Genomic DNA, 17454 nt, shown 5'->3' with positions numbered 1-17454 from the left:
GGCGGGCATGATCATGGCTTCATGGGTGTTGGCGTTCATCGCGGCGGCTTCACCGGCCGGGCAGATTGCCTATTTGTCCGGCGCCGATTCCGGCAGCCTGCGCGTGCACGTCCTCGATCTTGAAAGCCGGACGGCGGTACCCGTGGGTCCCGGCCAATCCGACGGCGCGCCGGCATGGTCGCCGGACGGCGCTTGGCTGGCCTTCGCCACGAAACGAACCGACGGAATGGGGATTGTTCTGGCAAGGCCGGACGCTTCCGAAACACGCGCGATTGCCCATACCGCCGCGTGGAACGCGTTTCCGCAATGGTCGCCCGACGGGCGTCTGCTGGCCTATGAATCGGGGGAAGGCTTGACGCAACGTATTGTGGTTTACGACATCGAAGGCGGGAACGAAACCGTTTGGGGGGGAGGTGCGGAAGGTTTCATGCGGCCGGTGTGGCTGCCCAATCACAAATTATTGTATGCGATCAACGCCGATCCCAATGTCAAAAGCGGAACGGCGGCAATCGATCGGCTCGGTTCCGGCCCGGCCCTCGTGGCCGCGGGTGTCGAAAAAACGCCCCATGGATTGAGCACGGGCCTGTTTTTCATGACGTCGGATTCGGTCGTTCCCGTTCCCCAGGAAACACTGCCGTCCGCGACCGGCGAATATGCGGAATGGTTCGCCGCGCCCAGTCCCAATGGTCTCCGTCTGGCCTTTGAGTCGAACGACGGTGGCGATCGTGAACTTTTCTGCTATACGCATGAGCGTGCGGTGGACCTGTCGAACCATCGGACGGCCGACTGGAATCCTGTATGGTCTCCCGACAGCCGCTGGCTGGCCTTTGAATCGTTTCGGGGAGGGCGGCGGGGCGTTTACTGTGTGTTTGTGGACACGGCGCGGGTGGCGCCCGTGGTGGCTTCGCCCGATTTTGACACATGGTCGCCTTCATGGTCGCCCGATGGAAAATGGATTGCCTATGTGTCCAACTGCACCGGCGATCCGGAAATCCACGTTTGCAATCTGTCCGGTAAAGACCTGATCCGCGTTACGGATCGCCTAGGACCCGATTACGCTCCCGTGTGGCGGCCAAAGGGACAGAAGAAATGAAGGGATTGCCATTGATCGTCGCGGGAAGGCGAATTCGAATCCATTGGAAGGCGCCCGTCGCCGCAGTTCGTTTTTTGTGCGGGTTGTCGGCGATGGGAGTGATGATCCTGCTTGCCGCGGAAACATGGGCGCGCGAACCGGACGGCACGCTCGGACTCATCCGCGCGCCGCACAACGGCCGGCCGGCGCTGGTGGGCAAGACATCCGAATTCGACGTTATGCTCCGCGAGAAAGCGGATCTCCGCATCGAGGTCGGGGGTTCCCCGGTTCCGCTGGCCGTCCAATGGCGCGAAATGCGCGGGATCTGGCACGGCCGCTGCCGGTTGCCCGATGGCGTCGCCGAAGGAGGTTACACACTGGAGGCGGTTGCCGGCGACAAGACGGACCGAAACGTCCGGTCCGTGTTCGTTTACGCCTCGTTTCCCGAGAGTTACCGGTTTGCGCTATTGACGGACATCCATATCGGCGCTCAACGCGAGTGGGGCAACGGAGCAGATATTTTCCGAAAGGCCGTCGAAACGGTCAATGCGTCGAACGCGGCGTTCGCGGCGCTGACGGGCGATCTCACGCACGACGCCACGCCGGAACAGTATGCCGCGTTCATCGAAGTCCTCGATACGTGCACGTTGCCGACCTTCCTGTGTCCGGGCAATCACGACCGCGGGGCGGGCGATTACGATCGCGTGTTCGGCGAAACGGTGTATACATTCAATTTCGGCCCGGACGCCTATTTGTCTTACGACACCAAGGATTATGTGATCGCGGACGAATGGGGCGCCCAGAACGGCGAACTCGAATTGCTTCGGCGTGCGATGCGGCCCGCGCGCTGGTCCATCGGACTGACGCACCGGTACGATGTTTCGATGGGCATGCGTGCGCAACTGGCTCTGTTTGTGGATTGCCCGCTCGATCATCTCGTTTTCGGCCATTGGCATCGCGAAAACAAGGAGGGGGAAAAGGCGGTGCCGTGGGGCGCGACGCCGTTTACCGTGACGCCTGCCGCCATTGACGGGTACTGGCGGTTGTTCGAAATTTCGGCCAATGGCATCAAACCCGAACCGCCCCGGCGATTTCTGGCGGTCCCGTAGCGGGCGCGCCGGCCATGCGATCGCCCGCCGCATTCCTGAACGCCCTTCCGGGCATTCGCGAGATGGATTGCGGCGATCGCGCGGCGATGTTCCGATGGGCGTGTTTTTTCGCGCTGATTGCCGCCGGCCTGCGCTTGTGTTTCTGGGCGTATACGGGGCGGGTCTGGGAAGACGCGCTCATTACGACGCTTCATTCGGAAAACTGCGTGCAGGGGCTTGGCCTTACGCATTATCGCCCCGGCGATCCCCCGTTGCACGGATTCACCAGTCCGTTGAGCGTGCTGATCCCGCTTGTGGGGGATGTCCTGCATTTGGGCTGGGGCATTCCGTTCCTGAAAGCCGTTTCCGTGATCGCGTCCATCCTCGCTGTTTTTTATGCGTTGGGGATCGCCCTTTACCGAAGCATCCGCCTGCCGGGGCCGCTCGCGGCGATGTGGATGGGCTACCTGGCCTGCGAGCACCACCAGATCCTCTGGGGCATGGCCGGCATGGAGACGCAGGTGACCACGCTGATCCTTCTTGCCTCGCTGTACTATGCGGTGACTTGGCGGCCCCTTCCCTTGGGCGCGAGCCTTGGTTTGTGCATGCTGGCCCGGCCCGATTTGGCCTTCTGGACCGTCATCGTGGGGGTATACGCCCTCTTCAGGGACAGGCGGCAATTGCCGCGCATCGTGGGTGCGGCGGCGATCGTCTACGCGCCTTGGCTCGCGTTCGCATGGTGGTACTACGGATCGCCGATTCCCCATACGATGGTGGCCAAGTGGCTGGGCGTGCCGCATTGGTGGCAGGAATCCAACATGACCTGTTCCACCGTGAAACGGGAAATCGTCGAACGCATCCGCGACTGGATTTTTTCACCGCTCGGCCTCACGTTCGGCGGCCACGGCCTGCACCTCCGGCATCCCTTTTGGGACCGTGGTTATCTGTCGGGTCTGATGCTGTGCCTTGCGCTGGCCGGAACCTTTTTTGCCTTCTGGCGCCGCCAGTGGGCGATGTTTCTTCCCGCGTTCTTCGTTTTCGTCTACACGTTGTACTATGCCTTCCTCGTTCCCTTCATTCATGGGTGGTATCTTGTGCCGTTCTCCGCTGTCGCGGTCTTGTTGAGTCTTCGCGGCCTGCACGGGCTTGCCTACCCATTGGAAGGCCGCATGCGGACCGCCGTGCTGGGCCTTGTGGCCGCGGCCTATCTGGCGTGCATCGCGGGTATCTTGCCGTTGACGTTCAAGACAGAAAAGCAGATTCAGGAAAACATCGAAAATGCCGTGCGCAAGCAGGCGGGACTTTACCTTGGGCGCGTCATGCGGCCGGACGAAACCGTCGGATGCGAACCGCTCGGTTACGTCGGCTATTACTCGCGGCGGATCGTCTACGATTGGCCCGGACTCTGCAACCGCCGTGTCACCTGCTACTTGCGGGACGCGCCGGGCCGCCAGACCCTGTACGACATGCTCGAACATTTTCGTCCGGACTACATCCTCTTGCGCGGACAGGAATACAAATATCTGACCGAATACCTCTCGAGGACATGGATTGACACCGACTACGATCTGGTCAAGGCATTCACCGCGTCTTGGGATCGGACGAGGTCCATTTTTCTGCTTCACGTCAACGTGGATTGCGGTTTCCTGTTGTTTCGCAAGAAAGCGTTGCATGGACCTTTCACCGATACACAATCAGCAACGAACCAAGACGAGTGACATCCGAAAGGCTCGTTTTGAATCGGTTTCACTTGAAAAAATGGACAGGCAGCAGGGAAACTATCGCCTGGGAGGAGAGGTTTCATGGATATCGTGACATTCGGCGAGGCCATGGTGCGGCTGTCGCCGCCGGACTTTCATCGGCTTGAACAGACGAACCGTCTCGATGTGCGCATCGGCGGCGCCGAATTGAATGTGGCCGTCGCGGCGAGCCGCCTGGGATTGAAGACGCGGTGGGTGTCGCGGCTCACGCGGAATCCGCTGGGCCGCATGATTGCCAACGAGGCGCGCAAACACGGCGTGGACACGCAACATGTCGTTTGGACGCCCGACGATCGCGTTGGGCTGTATTTCGTCGAGTTCGGCGCGTCGCCGCGGCCCAGTTCGGTTCTGTACGACCGGGCGGGTTCGGCCATCAGCCGGATCGCGCCGGGCATGGTGGATTGGGATGCCGCGCTGGCGGGCGCGCGGCTGTTCCATTGCTCCGGAATTACGCCCGCGCTGGGCGAGTTGGCCGCCGCCGTCACGCTTGAGGCCTTGCAGACGGCGAAACGGGCGGGATGCATAATCTCCTACGATCTCAACTATCGCGCCAAATTGTGGAGCGCCGAAAAGGCTCGCGCCGTGCAGGAACCGATGATGGAGTTCGTGGATATCTTGATCTCGACCGAGGAAGACACAAAGAAAGTCTTCGGCATTCAGGGGGACGTATCGGTGGACGATGATTCGTTTCGCGCGATCTCGTCGGAGACGTATGCGGCGGTTGCGAAAAAACTGGCCGAACGGTTCGCGTTCAAGGCGGTGGCGATTACGCTGCGCGAGGACATCAGCGTCTGGCGCAACACATGGGGCGCGGTGGCCTATGCGGACGGTCGCATCTACGAGGGGCCGCGGTTCGAGGTCGAAATCGTGGATCGCGTGGGCGGCGGCGATTCCTTCAGCGCCGGCTTTCTCTACGGCATACTGACGGAAGGGGTCGAATACGGCCTGCGGTTCGGCAATGCCTTCAGCGCGCTGGCCCACTCGATTCCCGGCGATTTCAACTACAGCACGAAAGAGGAGGCCGAAGCGTTGATCAAGGGCGGCAACATGCGGATTCGTAGATAAAAATCGCTTCCGCACGCGGAGGGCCCGTAAGCGTAAAGCCACGGAAACGACCAGGGACGATCGCATTCAATGGAAACATTCCATGCACAAACACGGCAATGCTTATGATATGCTAGATGTTCCGAAGGGAGGTTGCTCTGACCGTTTCCTGTCGGGCCCGTTATCTTTTTTGCTTGACAATCGTATCCGGTTATGCGAACATAGGGCGGATAGTGAATAAATATTCAGTAATCAAAAAAGAGGAGAGTGGATATGGAACCCCGAAAGGGCGATGAGCGCGGCAAGGCGTTGTCGGTGGCGGTAGCGCAGTTGGAGAAGCAGTTCGGGCGGGGAACGCTGGTTCGTCTGGGCGACGATCATTTTGTGCAGGCCGGGAAGACCATTTCGACCGGCAGTCTTTCGCTGGACATCGCGACGGGACTGGGCGGATTGCCGACGGGCCGGGTGGTCGAGGTGTTTGGTCCGGAATCGTCGGGCAAGACGACGCTGGCGCTGCATGTGGTGGCGAACGCCCAGCGGGAAGGGGGCATTGCATGCTACATAGACGCCGAACATGCCTTGGATCCGACATTCGCGACGAAGATCGGCGTGGACATAGACAATCTCCTGGTTTCGCAGCCGGACACGGCGGAACAGGCGCTTGAAATTTGCGAAACGCTGGTGCGCAGCAATGCGGTGGACGTGATCGTGATAGACTCGGTGGCGGCCCTTGTGCCGAAGGCGGAAGTCGAGGGCGAAATGGGTGACGCGCATGTCGGTTTGCAGGCGCGGCTGATGTCGCAGGCGCTGCGGAAATTGACGGCGGCCATCAGCCGGTCGAAGACACTCGTCATCTTTATCAACCAGTTGCGCGAAAAAATCGGGGTGATGTTCGGTAATCCCGAAACGACGACCGGCGGCCGCGCATTGAAGTTCTACGCCAGCATGCGCATAGACGTGCGCCGCATTTCAAGCATCAAGGAGCACGAGCAGGACGTCGGCAACCGCGTCAAAGCCAAGGTGGTGAAGAACAAACTGGGCCCGCCCTTCAAGGTTTCGGAATTTGATATTCTCTTCGACGAGGGCATTTCGAAAGAAGGCGATATTCTCGATTTGGCCGTGGCGGAGAAACTGGTGCAGAAAAGTGGATCCTGGTTTTCGTACAACGGCGAGAATCTGGGCCAAGGCCGCGAAGCCACCCGGCAATATTTGAAGGCCAATCCGGATGTGACCGCCAAGTTGCGCCAGCAAATTCTTGCGGCAAAAGGCATTACCTGGATCGTTTCGGATGCCGTCGCGCCGGAAGAGGCCAAATCCGGAGCCAAATAACGATCCATTTGATATTTTGGCCAAGCCAGAACCCGGGTGCGGGCCCTATTCGATGTATCTTGGGCTTTTTTTGAAACGACGATCCCGTGTGGCGGGATGTTGGGAAAACATGAAAACAGGATTGTGCCGCGGACTGCGAGGCGCAAAATTCTTTCCGTTGATCCTGTTTGCCGCCATGGCGCCCTTTCTGGCCTTCGAGGGGTACTTGCGGCTTACCGAGGAATCCGGCAGCGACGATTACCTTCCCCGCGCGCCGGTCTTCGAGGAGCAAGAGGACGTTGTCGTTATCCATCATCCCGCGGGATGGGTGATGGAATCCAGCATGGAATTGAGGAATCCCAAGCCGGCGGACACGGTCCGAATTTTCGTGTTTGGCGGATCGGCGGCGGCCGGTCTTATCGGCAAGCGCCAGGATGAAACAAAAGCCATAGAATCGCCCTTTGTCGAGGAATCCTATTCGGAGGTTCTTGAGAAAGCCCTTCCGGAAAGGGATCGATCCCGCCGATTCGAGGTGATGAATTTCAGCGTTCCGGGTTGGGGAAGTTACCGCATATTACCATTGCTCCGGGAGAGCCTGCGCCATGCGCCCGACTATGTGATCGTAGAGGCCGGCAATAACGAGGTGGCTGAGGGAATGATGTACGAACGTTGGAAACGTTCGCGGGCGCTCCGGGGTTTCCGGACGCTGGTCTATTTGGCCAAGATGACTCGTGCAAATACCGGTCCTTTGGCGGGAAACTGGCAAGGCGCCGCCGCGTCGGATTTTACAATCACGGAAGAGGACGCGCGGAAATTGCTGGATGAATCCCGGAACAACATGCGTACAATGGCCGAAGCATGCCAGCAGGCGGGGATCCCTCTCCTCTTTGTCGTCGAAGGATCGAATCTGAGGTATACGGATGTGGAGTGCACCGGTTTTGGGGATCGCCGGTTCGGCGCCTGGAACAGGATCCTCAACCGTCGCGGCGGGGGAATGGGGCACGTGGATCCGTTGGAATTTCGGAAAGCCCTCGGGGAAATAAACGCGCAATTGGCCATGAAAACGAACGATATCTGGGAAAAATCCTACCTTCATTTTTTGAAGGGCAAAGCGCACGATGGGTTGGGTGAATTCGCCGCCGCGCGCGAGGCATACAAGGCATCGCGCGATCTGGCCACGTTCAGCGTGCGCGCTCCGGGGCCTTTCAACGACTTTGTTCGGGATTTGGGCAAGCGTTCGGATGTGTTTGTGGTCGATGCGGAAGCGGCCTTTCAGGATGTGATGCCCGACGGCATTCCCGATGGCCGGATCTTTTACGACAACTGCCACCCGAAATCCGAGGGACACCGCATCATTGCGGAATTGCTGCTGTCGGTCATCGAACGACACATGGGGCTTGAACCGAAGGCGGACCCGCCCGGGGTTATCGCCGCCCTGCGGGAAACCCTGAGGGATGCGCCGATCCTCTACGACACCAAGCCGGTTCCGTGAAGTTTGCGGCTTTCGGCGTTTGGAAACGGCCGGATGCCGGCCTCGCTGAAATGAGGCATTTTGCGGAAGCCTTTTATATACTGCTTTCGGAGGGCCGTGGTTTGTATGTAAGCAAGTCGCACAGGAGATGACGCCATGTTGCAGGATGTGCTTTTGACCAATGAAGAACGGGCGCTGAAGCAGGAAGTGCGGGAGTTCGTGAAGAACGAGGTGCCGCCGGACCTGCTTAAAAAGATGGATCGCGACGAAATCGAGTATCCCGCGGACTATGTCCGGGCCTTAGGCAGGCGCAATCTGCTCGGCCTTCGGTTTTCGCCGAAATACGGAGGTCGCGGCCTCGGTTGGACGGCGGAAATTGCGGCGCTCGAGGAAATCGGCGTGTTGGGCATGGCGCTGGGATGCGCGTTTTCGATGCCGTCCATCGTGGGCGAGGCGCTGCATACCTTTGGGACCGAAGAACAGAAGGAACGCTATCTGCGGCCATTGCTGAAAGGGGAAATTATCTCGGCGGAGGCATTGACGGAACCGCGCGGCGGTACGGATTTCTTCGGCGCGACGACGAAGGCGGAACTTAAAGACGGCCATTTTACGGTGCGCGGGCAGAAACGATTTGTCGTGGGCGCGGCTTGCGCGGATTTCTTCTTGGTCTACTGCAACACGAATCCGACCGGCAGGCAGCACGAGCGGATCAGTCTCCTGCTTATCGAGAAAGACCGCCCCGGTGTGGAAACGAAATACCTGTATCGTCTGATGGGCACGCGGGGCGGAGGCACCGGCCGCATTATCTTCAAGGATGTCGTGGTGCCGGAAGCGAACCTCATCGGTGGACTGAATCAAGGCGCGGAAATCTTCAACACGATGATGGTGCCCGAACGACTGACCTCGGCGGGCGGCGCGTTGGGTCTGGCCCGCGCGGCGTTGACGGTCGCGACGCATTACACCGACCGCCGGTATGCGTTCGGCAAGAAAATTCGCACCTTCCAGGGCGTCAGTTTCAAGGTGGCCGAGGCCATCACGAAACTCGATGCCGCGCGCGCGTTGACCATCGCGGCGGGAAAGGCCGTTGACCAACGCGTTCCGAGCGCCCGACGGATGGTCAGCGAGGCCAAGAAATTCGCGACGGAGGCCTGTTGGGACGTGTGCAATCTGGCGATGCAGGTGGTGGGCGGCATCGGCTACACGAACATCTTTCCGATCGAGCGCATGGTGCGCGACGCGCGCCTTGCGCAAATCTGGACGGGCACGAACGAAATCATGAGCCTGCTCATTCAGCACGAGTTCTACCGCGAAGTGCTCGACGACCCGAATCCGGCGCGCGCCAGCGAACTCGACGCCGAAGCGGCGGATCTCGCCGACGAAAAAGTCTACGAGGACGAGGAGATGTGGACCAAGGGGTGGTAAAACTTGAAGTCTCTGGCCAACGTCAAACCTTTTCGAGGCGATCATCACATTTACTGTAGCGCCGATATCAGCGAAATCATCACTTTACAAGCGAAAGCAAAACCGTATCAGGTCAAGCAAGTAAGAGATTTAATCCTGAAATACCGCCTGGGCGGTGAACGCCGTGCCAAAATATGAACTTATCATCTATTGGAGCGACGAGGATAAAGCGTTTATTGTGGAAGTTCCCGAATTGCCGGGGTGCATGGCCGATGGCGCATCGTATCGGGAAGCGCTTGAAAATGTTGAAATTGTGATTGCGGAATGGATTGAAACGGCGAAGAAGCTCGGCCGCACAGTGCCTCGGCCCAAGGGACGCCTGCTTTACGCCTGATGTTTGCTTGGCCCCGTGTTGCGGAACGTTTTGCGAACGCGGGGTTTCCATGGGTTCTGTTCCCAATCTCCGAGGCAGAGTGCAGGAGGCAGGAGGAATGGCGCGAATTCTGTCCACGTTATGATCGTTATTCTTTGGATTCGCGCGCGAGCTTGAGCATGGTGTTCAGGAAGGTGGAGCGCAGCGGGCGGACGGCCATGGCGGCCTTCCACGGGGGTGATGTTTCGAGTAGGCGCAGCAGCCGGCCCAGTGCGCGGTGGCTCAGGCGTTCGGGATCGTCGAAGAGCATCTCGGCGACCTTGCCGCGCTCGATGGCCATGTGGCCGATCATGTCGAAGGTCGTTTCCGGCGTGAAGACGCGGCGGTCGCGCGCTTTCATGCGGAGCGCGTCTGAACGGCACATCGTATAGCACACACCGCACCCGAGACATGCCGCCGCGTTCAGCGTCGTTTTCCCGCCCTTTTCGGGCGTCGCCAAGGCGTGCATGGGACACGAGGCTACGCATCGTCCACAGCCGGTGCATTTCTCGGTGTCGAGTTCGGCCATCCAGTTGGAGGTCACGATGGCATGGCCGATGCCGAGCGTGCGCGCGCCGTTGAACAGGGTGCAGCAGCAACTACAGCAATTGCAGACGAACGAACTGTTGCGCTGGACATTGTCCCCGACCTGGACCAGGCCCGCCGTCTTGCATTCGTCCACGATGCGAAGGGCTTCCCGCTTGTCAATGCGCTCCGAAATGCCGCTGTGCAGGACCGACTCCGCGCCCTTGTTGAGCGAGATGCAGGTCCGTTGCGGCCGGTCGCAGGCCGTGCCAAGATGACTCTTCGTGTGCCGGCAAGGGCACAAGGCGATGGTAAGCAAGGAGGCCGACTCGATCATCCGGCTTACGCGCTCATAGTCGAGGATCTCGGAGTGGTCCTCTTCCGGCAGCGCCTCTTCGCGGACGAATGCCCGCGCGAATTGCGTTTCCCCGGAATACACCGCCTCGAGATGCTTGCGATCGGCGTTCATGTACTCGTCGAACAGGCGCGACAACTCTTCCATCGGGAGGTCGTCCCGCGCGCGCATCATGACGTATTCGTAGATGCCGCCGAGCACGGGCGGCAGCGAATAGTACCGTTCACCCTTGCGCTCGAAATCGAACACGAGTCCGCGTTCGGCCAGATCGGTCAATTTCCCGCGCAATTCGTCTTCCGGCATGGCGAACTTCGGGACAAGTTTCCCGATGCGCGTGGGTTTGATGGGTAGTTTGGCTGCAAAGGCCGCCTCGTCCGGCGAATAGAGAATCCGCAGAATGCCGAGTATGGCCGGCGAATCCGGAACGGGGCAGACGTTGCGGTCCATTTGTTGGCGCAGCAACCGGTACTCGCGTTCAACGTTGACGTGATGTCCCATCGTGCCGTCTTCCTCCGTTTCGGTCGCTTGGCCGGTAGCACGGTCTTTCCTGCGATCATTGGACCATCCGATGTCCGCGCAAGTTTTCCCCCGGAATTGGATTCCCTAGGGTCTCCATGCGTTCAGACGAAGGGAAATCAGTGTTTGGCAAAGGCCTCGACGATCGGCTGTTGGGTCCATGCGGCCGGGCATTTGACGCGCAGGAGCCGGGCGATGGTGGGCGCAGTCTGGGCAATGGAGATGGGTTCGGCAAGCGTCTTGCCGGCTGCAAGTCCGGGGCCGGCGGCCATCCACGGGACGGTCGTTTCTTCGGGACTCGAACCGCCGTGTCTCTTGTCTTTGCCTCCGTGATCGGAGAGCACGAATACGGCCGTCTTGTCCGTGATGCCGGCATCCGCGACGGCCTGAAGGATTTGGCCCAGCAATCGGTCGGCCTCGGAGACGGCCGCGAGATATTCCGGCGATCCGTATCCGGAGGCGTGGCCGGCGTGGTCAACGAGGTCGAGGTGCAGGAATGTGAAAAGCGGCTTGTTGATCTTGATGACTTCCGCGGCCTTGGTTGTCATTCGTAGTGCGGGCGAAATATTTGGATCGGGCTTGACGGCGTCCATAATCGCCGAAGCGCAAAAGTCAACGGAGACATGATTGAAAAGCCGGCCAAATCCGGCCCATTCGTAGATCGCGGCCATGTGCGCTTTCTTGTATCGGTTCCGGAGCACATCGAAAAGGGTCGGAAACGGCGGCGTTTGTCCGGGCTGCCAGTCGTTGGACAAGACCTTGTGCGTGTCGGGAAGGGCGCCCATCAGCACGGAGGCCCAATTCGGGCTGCTCACGGTGGGCAGGACCGCCGCGGCCTTCATCGTGGAGACGCCACGGGCCATCAATGCGCGCATGTTCGGTGTTTGCGCCTGTTCGACCGAATCGCCCCGCATTCCGTCAATGCCGACCACAACCACATGCCCGGGGCGCCTGTCTGCCGCCTGCGCAAAGACTGTTGTCATGATTGCCGCCATGAGAATTGCCACGCGAAAACATTTTTTGGATTTCATGGGGAATGCTCCTCCAACGGCGCAAGTATACGCGGGAACTAGCGGCGCTTTCACGCTGGAAAATTCGGTTCCGGGCATTCCCACTTGAATTGGGTAGCCGGTTCAAGTACATTATGTTGTGCGTGACATGGAATGGCGCGCATGGTATAGTAAACGAAGTGAAGGCTATGGGAGCCTTCGCGCGGCAAGGCCAATATTCACCGCATGGGAGCGGTGTGAACGGAGGTTACAGCGGAATGAAACACGTGGCGATGATTTCAAAGAAACCGTGCATGGCAAGCACCACCGGCACCGTTGACGTGGAAACGAAAATCACCTTCATCGTAAACGTATTGAATGCCTTCAAGCCGTTGCTCCAGGCCAAGGAAGACGCCCTGACCCCGGCGAGTTGATCGCGCCGATCAGCGGGTCGGGTGGCCCATCATATCCACGAACGCGCGGAAGAGTTCGGGATCGAGGTCGGCGGCAAGCCTTGTCCGCATGATGGACAGGGCAGTGAATGTTTTTTGCGCCTGCTGAAACGGCCGGTTCGTGGTAAGCGCGTCGAACACATCCGCGATGGATACGATTCGCACGAAGGGGGAAATCGAGTCGCCAGACAAGTTGTCGGGGTATCCTCCCCCGCGCCGCTTTTCGTGGTGGTGAAGCACGATGTCCAGCGCAATCTCGCCCACGGCGCCCGTCGCAGACAAAATTTCATGTCCGTAAACGGGATGTTGCCGCATTTCCTCCCACTGGCGCTCGGACAGGGCCGCATTGGAAGCGAGAATCTCCGGGCTGATGCGGCTCTTGCCCACGTCGTGCAACAATGCGCCGATGGCCAGTTCGCGCAAGGTGGCGGAGGACGCGTGGCCGCTGCGCTGCGCAAGGGACACCGAATAGGTGACCACGTTCACGCTATGCGTGTAGATCTTGTAATCGAGTGAAACCTGCTTGAGCAACGTCGCGAACGAATCGCGTTCGGTCAGCATGAAATTCACCGTGCTCTTGATGATGTCCTTGCTGCGCTTGACATTGTCCGCCGATTCGGGTTCCTCCAGGATGTCCTCAATCAACCCGCTGGACGCCGCATAAAGCGCCTCGGATTTCTCCTCGACGGGAATGGCATCGTCTTCCAGGATGGCCGCGAGATTTTCCTCAATGTAGCGGCCATAGGCGCCCTGATGACTGGACCGGATATAGACTGTGTCCAGGTTGCTGTCAAGCAGGCGCTGCCGGACCGCGTCGGTAAAACGAACGTTCCGTTCGCTGTACAAAACAAACGGCTGACCCGGCGCCGGCTGAAAATAAATGTCGAAATTGGTCACGGTGTCGAGCCGGAGCGAGGCCAGTTTGATCGGCATGAACGATCCGGAATCCCGTTGATCTGCTTCCTGCATTGCGGCTGCCTGGGGCATTTCCTGCGCGCCTCGTCGTTTATGTTGTTATCCTACCATCCCGAACATTATCCTTCAAGACGGCCTGAACACACACAACTTCGGACATTTGGGAGGGAACGATCATGGACGATGGCTTCGACATTCGGTTGTTCAATCTCACGGATCGCCGCGGGGAAGATTATTCCGAACACAATGCGGAAGTCGCGGCCTTGTGGACGGCCTTCGAAGCGCGAAGGCCGTCGCGTACGCCGGTGCGCTTCACCTGCAATCCGCGCATCTTGATGCTTGATCCCTCGTACAACGTGCGCGGCATCACCTACAGGGAGTATATGAACGATCCGGAGGTAATGGGACAAGCCGTCCTCGAATTCCGGTACTGGCTGCGGCATTATCTTCCCGGCGACGCCGAACGCGGCCTGCCGGAACAATGGAATGTGTCGGTGGATTTCGAGAACCATTACGACGCGGCATGGTTCGGATGTCCGGTGCATTATCGCGACGGCCAAGTGCCCGACACCACGCCCATCCTAAATGATGACAATAAGCGCATGCTGTTCGATCGCGGCATGCCGGATCCCTTTGCGGGCGAATGGGCCGAACGATGCCTGCAATTCCTCGATCATTTCCATCGCAAGAGCGCGCAAGGGTGGACGTTCATGGGGCGGCCCGTTATCGCGGACAAATGGGCGCCGTTCTGCGGATGCGACGGCCTGTTCACGATAGCCACGTCGCTGCGCGGTTCGACGGCGATCTGTCTCGACCTGCTCACCGATCCCGATTATGCGGCCGAATTGATCGAATTCATCCATGCCGCCGTCGCCAATCGCATGAAGGCCTGGCGCGAACACTTTGGAAGCCCCATTCCAACGGACGGATTCGGCGCGGCGGACGACGCCATCGAAATGCTGTCGGAAGAACAATACCAAACGTTCGTACTGCCGCTTCACCGTCGGCTGTTCGATCAGTTCGCGACGCCCAAAAACCGCGCCATGCACCTGTGCGGCAATGCACAGCGTCATTTCAAAACAATCCGCGACGAACTCGGCGTGAGCGCGTTCGACACCGGTTTCCCGATCGATTTCGGCGCGTTGCGCAAAGACCTTGGCCCGGATGTCCTGGTGTCGGGCGGCGCGCCCATTTCCTTCTTTCTGCAGGACGACCTCGCGCCGCTGATTCGCGAAACGGAACGCATCCTGAATTCCGGCATACGCGACGGGGGTCGCTTCATCCTCCAAGAGGCGAACAATCTTCCGCCGTGCGCGCGCCTCGCCGCCTGCCAAGCCTACTGGGAAATGGGCCGCAAGAGCACGGTTGTTTCGTGACGCATCTTCCCCGCCAAACCTGCGGCTTGCCACAGGTCGCCAAACATTGCTTTTCCCATAACGGCGCCAAGGGATATTTGCGCGGTCCGGCCCTTTTCGGATATGCTGTGCATCTGCCGCCGTACCGATGACGGTACGGCGGTTTTTCGTGTAACGACCTTTCGAGGAGAATATCGGATGAATACCAAGTATACAGTCGCGGCCATTTTGTTGGCGGCCATGGCAGCCGCCGGTTGCGGCCAGAGCACTCCGCCTGCGCCCCAATCCCCTGCGGGCGGCGCAACGGCGTCGGCGCCGGTTACGACCGGCGAAGGCGACGCAGCCCAAGACAGCGGCTCACAGGCCGAAAACACGCCCGTGGTCATCGGCGACGCTCTGGCCGAAGAAGCCAAAAAGGAACCGGAACTGCCCGAAATCGTCGCCAAGGTGAACGACGAACCCATCATGGGAAAGCAATTCGCCCGGCAGTTGGCCGCCCACGAGCAAATGATGGGCGCCCATGGCATGACCGGCAAGCCCGGCGCGGATCAACGCAGGGAAGTGCTCAACGCGGTGATAGACGAGAAAGTGCTCTCGATACTGGCGAAGCAGGCCGGCATCGCCACGTCGGACGAGGAAGCCAAGGCCGAATTGGAAAAGGCCAAGGCCCAGATGCCCTCCGAAGACTTTTACAAGCAATACCTTGAAAGCCAGGGCATGACCGAAGACGATTTGCTGGCCCTCATCCGAAATAAACTCGACAATCAGAAATTCATGGAGGCCAAGACGGCGGATCTAACGATATCCGACGAAGAATTGAAGGCCGAATATGAAAAGTACAAGGCCGCCGGCCAGATGGAACGTCCCGAGGCAACCACCGATGTTGCCCATATCCTGGTAAAAGTTGACGGCAAGGACGAAGCCGCATGGGCCGCCGGCAAAGAAAAAATTGACGCCGCGCGAGCGCGAATCGTGGGCGGGGAAAGTTTCGCGGCGGTCGCCAAAGACGTCTCGGACGATCCCGGATCGAAAGATCGCGGAGGCGCCTATCCCAATACCCCTAAGGGGAAAATGGTCCCCGAGTTCGAGGAAAAGATGGCGTCCACGCCCATCGGCGAAATCAGCGATCCATTCAAGACCACCTATGGATGGCATATTTTGACGGTTACCGGCAAACATGAAGCCGGCACCGTGGCCCTCGAAGAAATCAAGGACGACCTTCAAAAATACATGCTCAGCAAAAAGCGTTACGAAGCCGTAAAGCAGATTGTGGCGGACGCCCGGCCCACCATGAAAATCGAAATTTTCCTCGATGGCGAAACCCCACCCGCCGAAACGCCTCCGGCCGAAGCCACGCCGGAGACGCCGGATGGCGAAAACAAGCCGGGGGACGCCGCCCCTCCGCCCGAGGTCCCCGAGGCGCCGACTGCACAAGACAAGCCGGACGGCGTATAATCGAGTTTCGATAGGTGTTCGTGAAGAGCCCGCCCCGGCGGGCTCTTCGTTATATACAACCGGGAGATGATCCATGAAGGCCATTGACGTGACGATCGTCGGCGGCGGAATGATTACGCATGATTTGCTCCTGCCGTCCATCTATCATCTGCAGCGCACCGGTGTGGTTGCGGAAATCGCCGTGTGTGCGCTGAACAGTCCGCCGCTGTGCGCATTGCGGGATAGCAAGGATCTTCAAGGCGCTTTTCCGGGACAGTCCTTCACGCCGCATCCGGCCTTCGATACCGACCCGGGCACAATGTTTCCCGACCTTTACAAGCAGGTCTTGGCCGGCATGAAACCGCGCCAAGCCGTCGTGGTCGCCATGCCCGATCCGCTGCACTATCCGGTCATCATGGAAGCCTTCAAGCACAATCAGCACGTGCTGTGCGTCAAACCGCTGGTGCTTGAATACAAACATGCGCTCGAAATCGAGCGGATCGGCAAGGAAAAGGGCCTCTTCGTCGGCGTTGAATACCACAAGCGCTTCGATACCCGTGCGTTGATGGCGAAACGGCATTACGAACAGGGGCATTTCGGCCAGTTCATCATGGGCGAAGCCAAGATGATCGAACCGTATTACTACCGGCACTCGAATTTTCAGAACTGGTTTACGTGCGACCAGACCGACCCGTTCGTATACGTCGGCTGCCATTATGTTGATTTGGTGTGCTTTATTACGGGCCTGAAACCCGCCGCGGTTTCCGTCAACGGCATCAAGGGCCGCTTTCCGAACGGCAACGAGGGTTACCTGTGGGCAAACGGCCGCGTCATCTTCGAGAACGGCGCGATCCTCTCCGTCACGGACGGCCTCGGCTATCCCGACGACGGCGCGGGCAGCAACGAGCAATGCCTGAGCATGTTCTTCGAGGGCGACGGCAAGACGGGCTGTCTCAAGCACGACGATCAGTTCCGCGGCGTGTCGCACAGTTATCTCGAAGGCATCGGCTGCGCCGGCTCGACATTCAACTTCGTCAGTCCCGATTTCTACCAGTTGGTTCCCTGGGAAGGGCCCGGATACAAGCCCGTCGGGTATGGATTCCTTTCGGTGGCGGCAACCATTGAAACAATCCGGCGCATCGAGAACGAAACCGATGGCTTGCCTGAATCGGATGCGATTGCCCGGCGCCGCGCGATCATTCGCGAAGTGGATGAAAAAGGCATCATCGCCACGCCCGCCAATTCCAGCGTCAACGAACTCGTCATGGAAGCCGCGCGGCTATCCATCCTCAACGACGGCGCGATGGTGGATATCACTCACGGCCATCAGCCGCGGGTTGCCTTGCGCGCGAGATAG

16 protein-coding genes are annotated in these 17454 nt (G+C 59.4%); 13 read left to right on the top strand and 3 right to left on the bottom strand.

Going from position 1 to position 17454, the window contains the following annotated elements:
- The first annotated feature begins 7 nt into the window (after positions 1-7).
- The 9 genes from P5540_01955 (at position 8) to P5540_01915 (ending at position 9538) form a co-directional block, all read left to right on the top strand.
- Positions 8-1093: a hypothetical protein gene (locus P5540_01955; GenBank protein ID HRT63565.1), complete on the top strand. Its 1086-nt coding sequence runs from the start codon at positions 8-10 to the stop codon at positions 1091-1093.
- Positions 1090-2181, top strand: coding sequence for a metallophosphoesterase (locus tag P5540_01950; GenBank protein ID HRT63564.1), 1092 nt, complete (start codon positions 1090-1092; stop codon positions 2179-2181). The genes P5540_01955 and P5540_01950 overlap by 4 nt, the downstream gene beginning before the upstream one ends.
- A gap of 14 nt (positions 2182-2195) precedes the next feature.
- A complete protein-coding gene (locus P5540_01945; GenBank protein ID HRT63563.1) occupies positions 2196-3878 on the top strand; it encodes a hypothetical protein in 1683 nt (560 codons plus the stop codon).
- A gap of 84 nt (positions 3879-3962) precedes the next feature.
- Positions 3963-4985 carry a sugar kinase gene (locus P5540_01940; GenBank protein HRT63562.1) on the top strand — a complete coding sequence of 341 codons (1023 nt, stop codon included), beginning with the start codon at positions 3963-3965 and terminating at the stop codon, positions 4983-4985.
- A gap of 252 nt (positions 4986-5237) precedes the next feature.
- On the top strand, positions 5238-6293 hold the full coding sequence (gene recA, locus P5540_01935; GenBank protein HRT63561.1) for a recombinase RecA: 1056 nt from the start codon (positions 5238-5240) through the stop codon (positions 6291-6293).
- A 109-nt stretch (positions 6294-6402) separates the two neighbouring features.
- Positions 6403-7764, top strand: a complete 1362-nt coding sequence (locus P5540_01930) for an SGNH/GDSL hydrolase family protein (GenBank protein ID HRT63560.1) — start codon at positions 6403-6405, stop codon at positions 7762-7764.
- Between the two features lie 138 nt (positions 7765-7902).
- Positions 7903-9165: an acyl-CoA dehydrogenase family protein gene (locus tag P5540_01925; protein ID HRT63559.1), complete on the top strand. Its 1263-nt coding sequence runs from the start codon at positions 7903-7905 to the stop codon at positions 9163-9165.
- Positions 9166-9168: 3 nt separating this feature from the next.
- On the top strand, positions 9169-9342 hold the full coding sequence (locus P5540_01920; protein ID HRT63558.1) for a hypothetical protein: 174 nt from the start codon (positions 9169-9171) through the stop codon (positions 9340-9342).
- Positions 9329-9538, top strand: coding sequence for a type II toxin-antitoxin system HicB family antitoxin (locus P5540_01915; protein ID HRT63557.1), 210 nt, complete (start codon positions 9329-9331; stop codon positions 9536-9538). The genes P5540_01920 and P5540_01915 overlap by 14 nt, the downstream gene beginning before the upstream one ends.
- A 127-nt stretch (positions 9539-9665) precedes the next feature.
- Here the strand turns inward: P5540_01915 and P5540_01910 are convergent, their stop codons facing one another.
- Entirely contained in the window at positions 9666-10934 is a 1269-nt protein-coding gene (locus P5540_01910; GenBank protein HRT63556.1) for a 4Fe-4S binding protein, read from the bottom strand.
- A 137-nt stretch (positions 10935-11071) separates the two neighbouring features.
- Positions 11072-11983, bottom strand: a complete 912-nt coding sequence (locus P5540_01905) for an ectonucleotide pyrophosphatase/phosphodiesterase (protein ID HRT63555.1) — start codon at positions 11981-11983, stop codon at positions 11072-11074.
- Between the two features lie 236 nt (positions 11984-12219).
- Here P5540_01905 and P5540_01900 point away from each other — a divergent pair, with 236 nt between their 5' ends.
- Positions 12220-12375 carry a hypothetical protein gene (locus P5540_01900; GenBank protein ID HRT63554.1) on the top strand — a complete coding sequence of 52 codons (156 nt, stop codon included), beginning with the start codon at positions 12220-12222 and terminating at the stop codon, positions 12373-12375.
- 9 nt (positions 12376-12384) lie between these two features.
- On the opposite strand, the gene P5540_01895 is transcribed toward P5540_01900, so the two are convergent.
- Positions 12385-13362 (bottom strand): HD domain-containing protein, encoded by a 978-nt coding sequence (locus P5540_01895; GenBank protein HRT63553.1) that lies wholly within the window; start codon positions 13360-13362, stop codon positions 12385-12387.
- Positions 13363-13484: 122 nt separating this feature from the next.
- Here P5540_01895 and P5540_01890 point away from each other — a divergent pair, with 122 nt between their 5' ends.
- The 3 genes from P5540_01890 to P5540_01880 all read left to right on the top strand — a co-directional run bounded on the left by P5540_01890 (position 13485) and on the right by P5540_01880 (position 17454).
- Positions 13485-14684 carry a uroporphyrinogen decarboxylase family protein gene (locus P5540_01890; protein HRT63552.1) on the top strand — a complete coding sequence of 400 codons (1200 nt, stop codon included), beginning with the start codon at positions 13485-13487 and terminating at the stop codon, positions 14682-14684.
- Positions 14685-14861: 177 nt separating this feature from the next.
- Positions 14862-16118, top strand: a complete 1257-nt coding sequence (locus tag P5540_01885) for a peptidylprolyl isomerase (protein ID HRT63551.1) — start codon at positions 14862-14864, stop codon at positions 16116-16118.
- A gap of 73 nt (positions 16119-16191) precedes the next feature.
- The gene (locus P5540_01880) at positions 16192-17454 is read left to right on the top strand and encodes a Gfo/Idh/MocA family oxidoreductase (protein HRT63550.1); all 1263 of its coding nucleotides are present in this window, start codon (positions 16192-16194) and stop codon (positions 17452-17454) included.

It is taken from the genome of Candidatus Hydrogenedentota bacterium (genome assembly GCA_035450225.1).
Classification (GTDB): domain Bacteria; phylum Hydrogenedentota; class Hydrogenedentia; order Hydrogenedentales; family SLHB01; genus DSVR01.
This window is presented reverse-complemented; position numbering and strand designations above follow the sequence as displayed.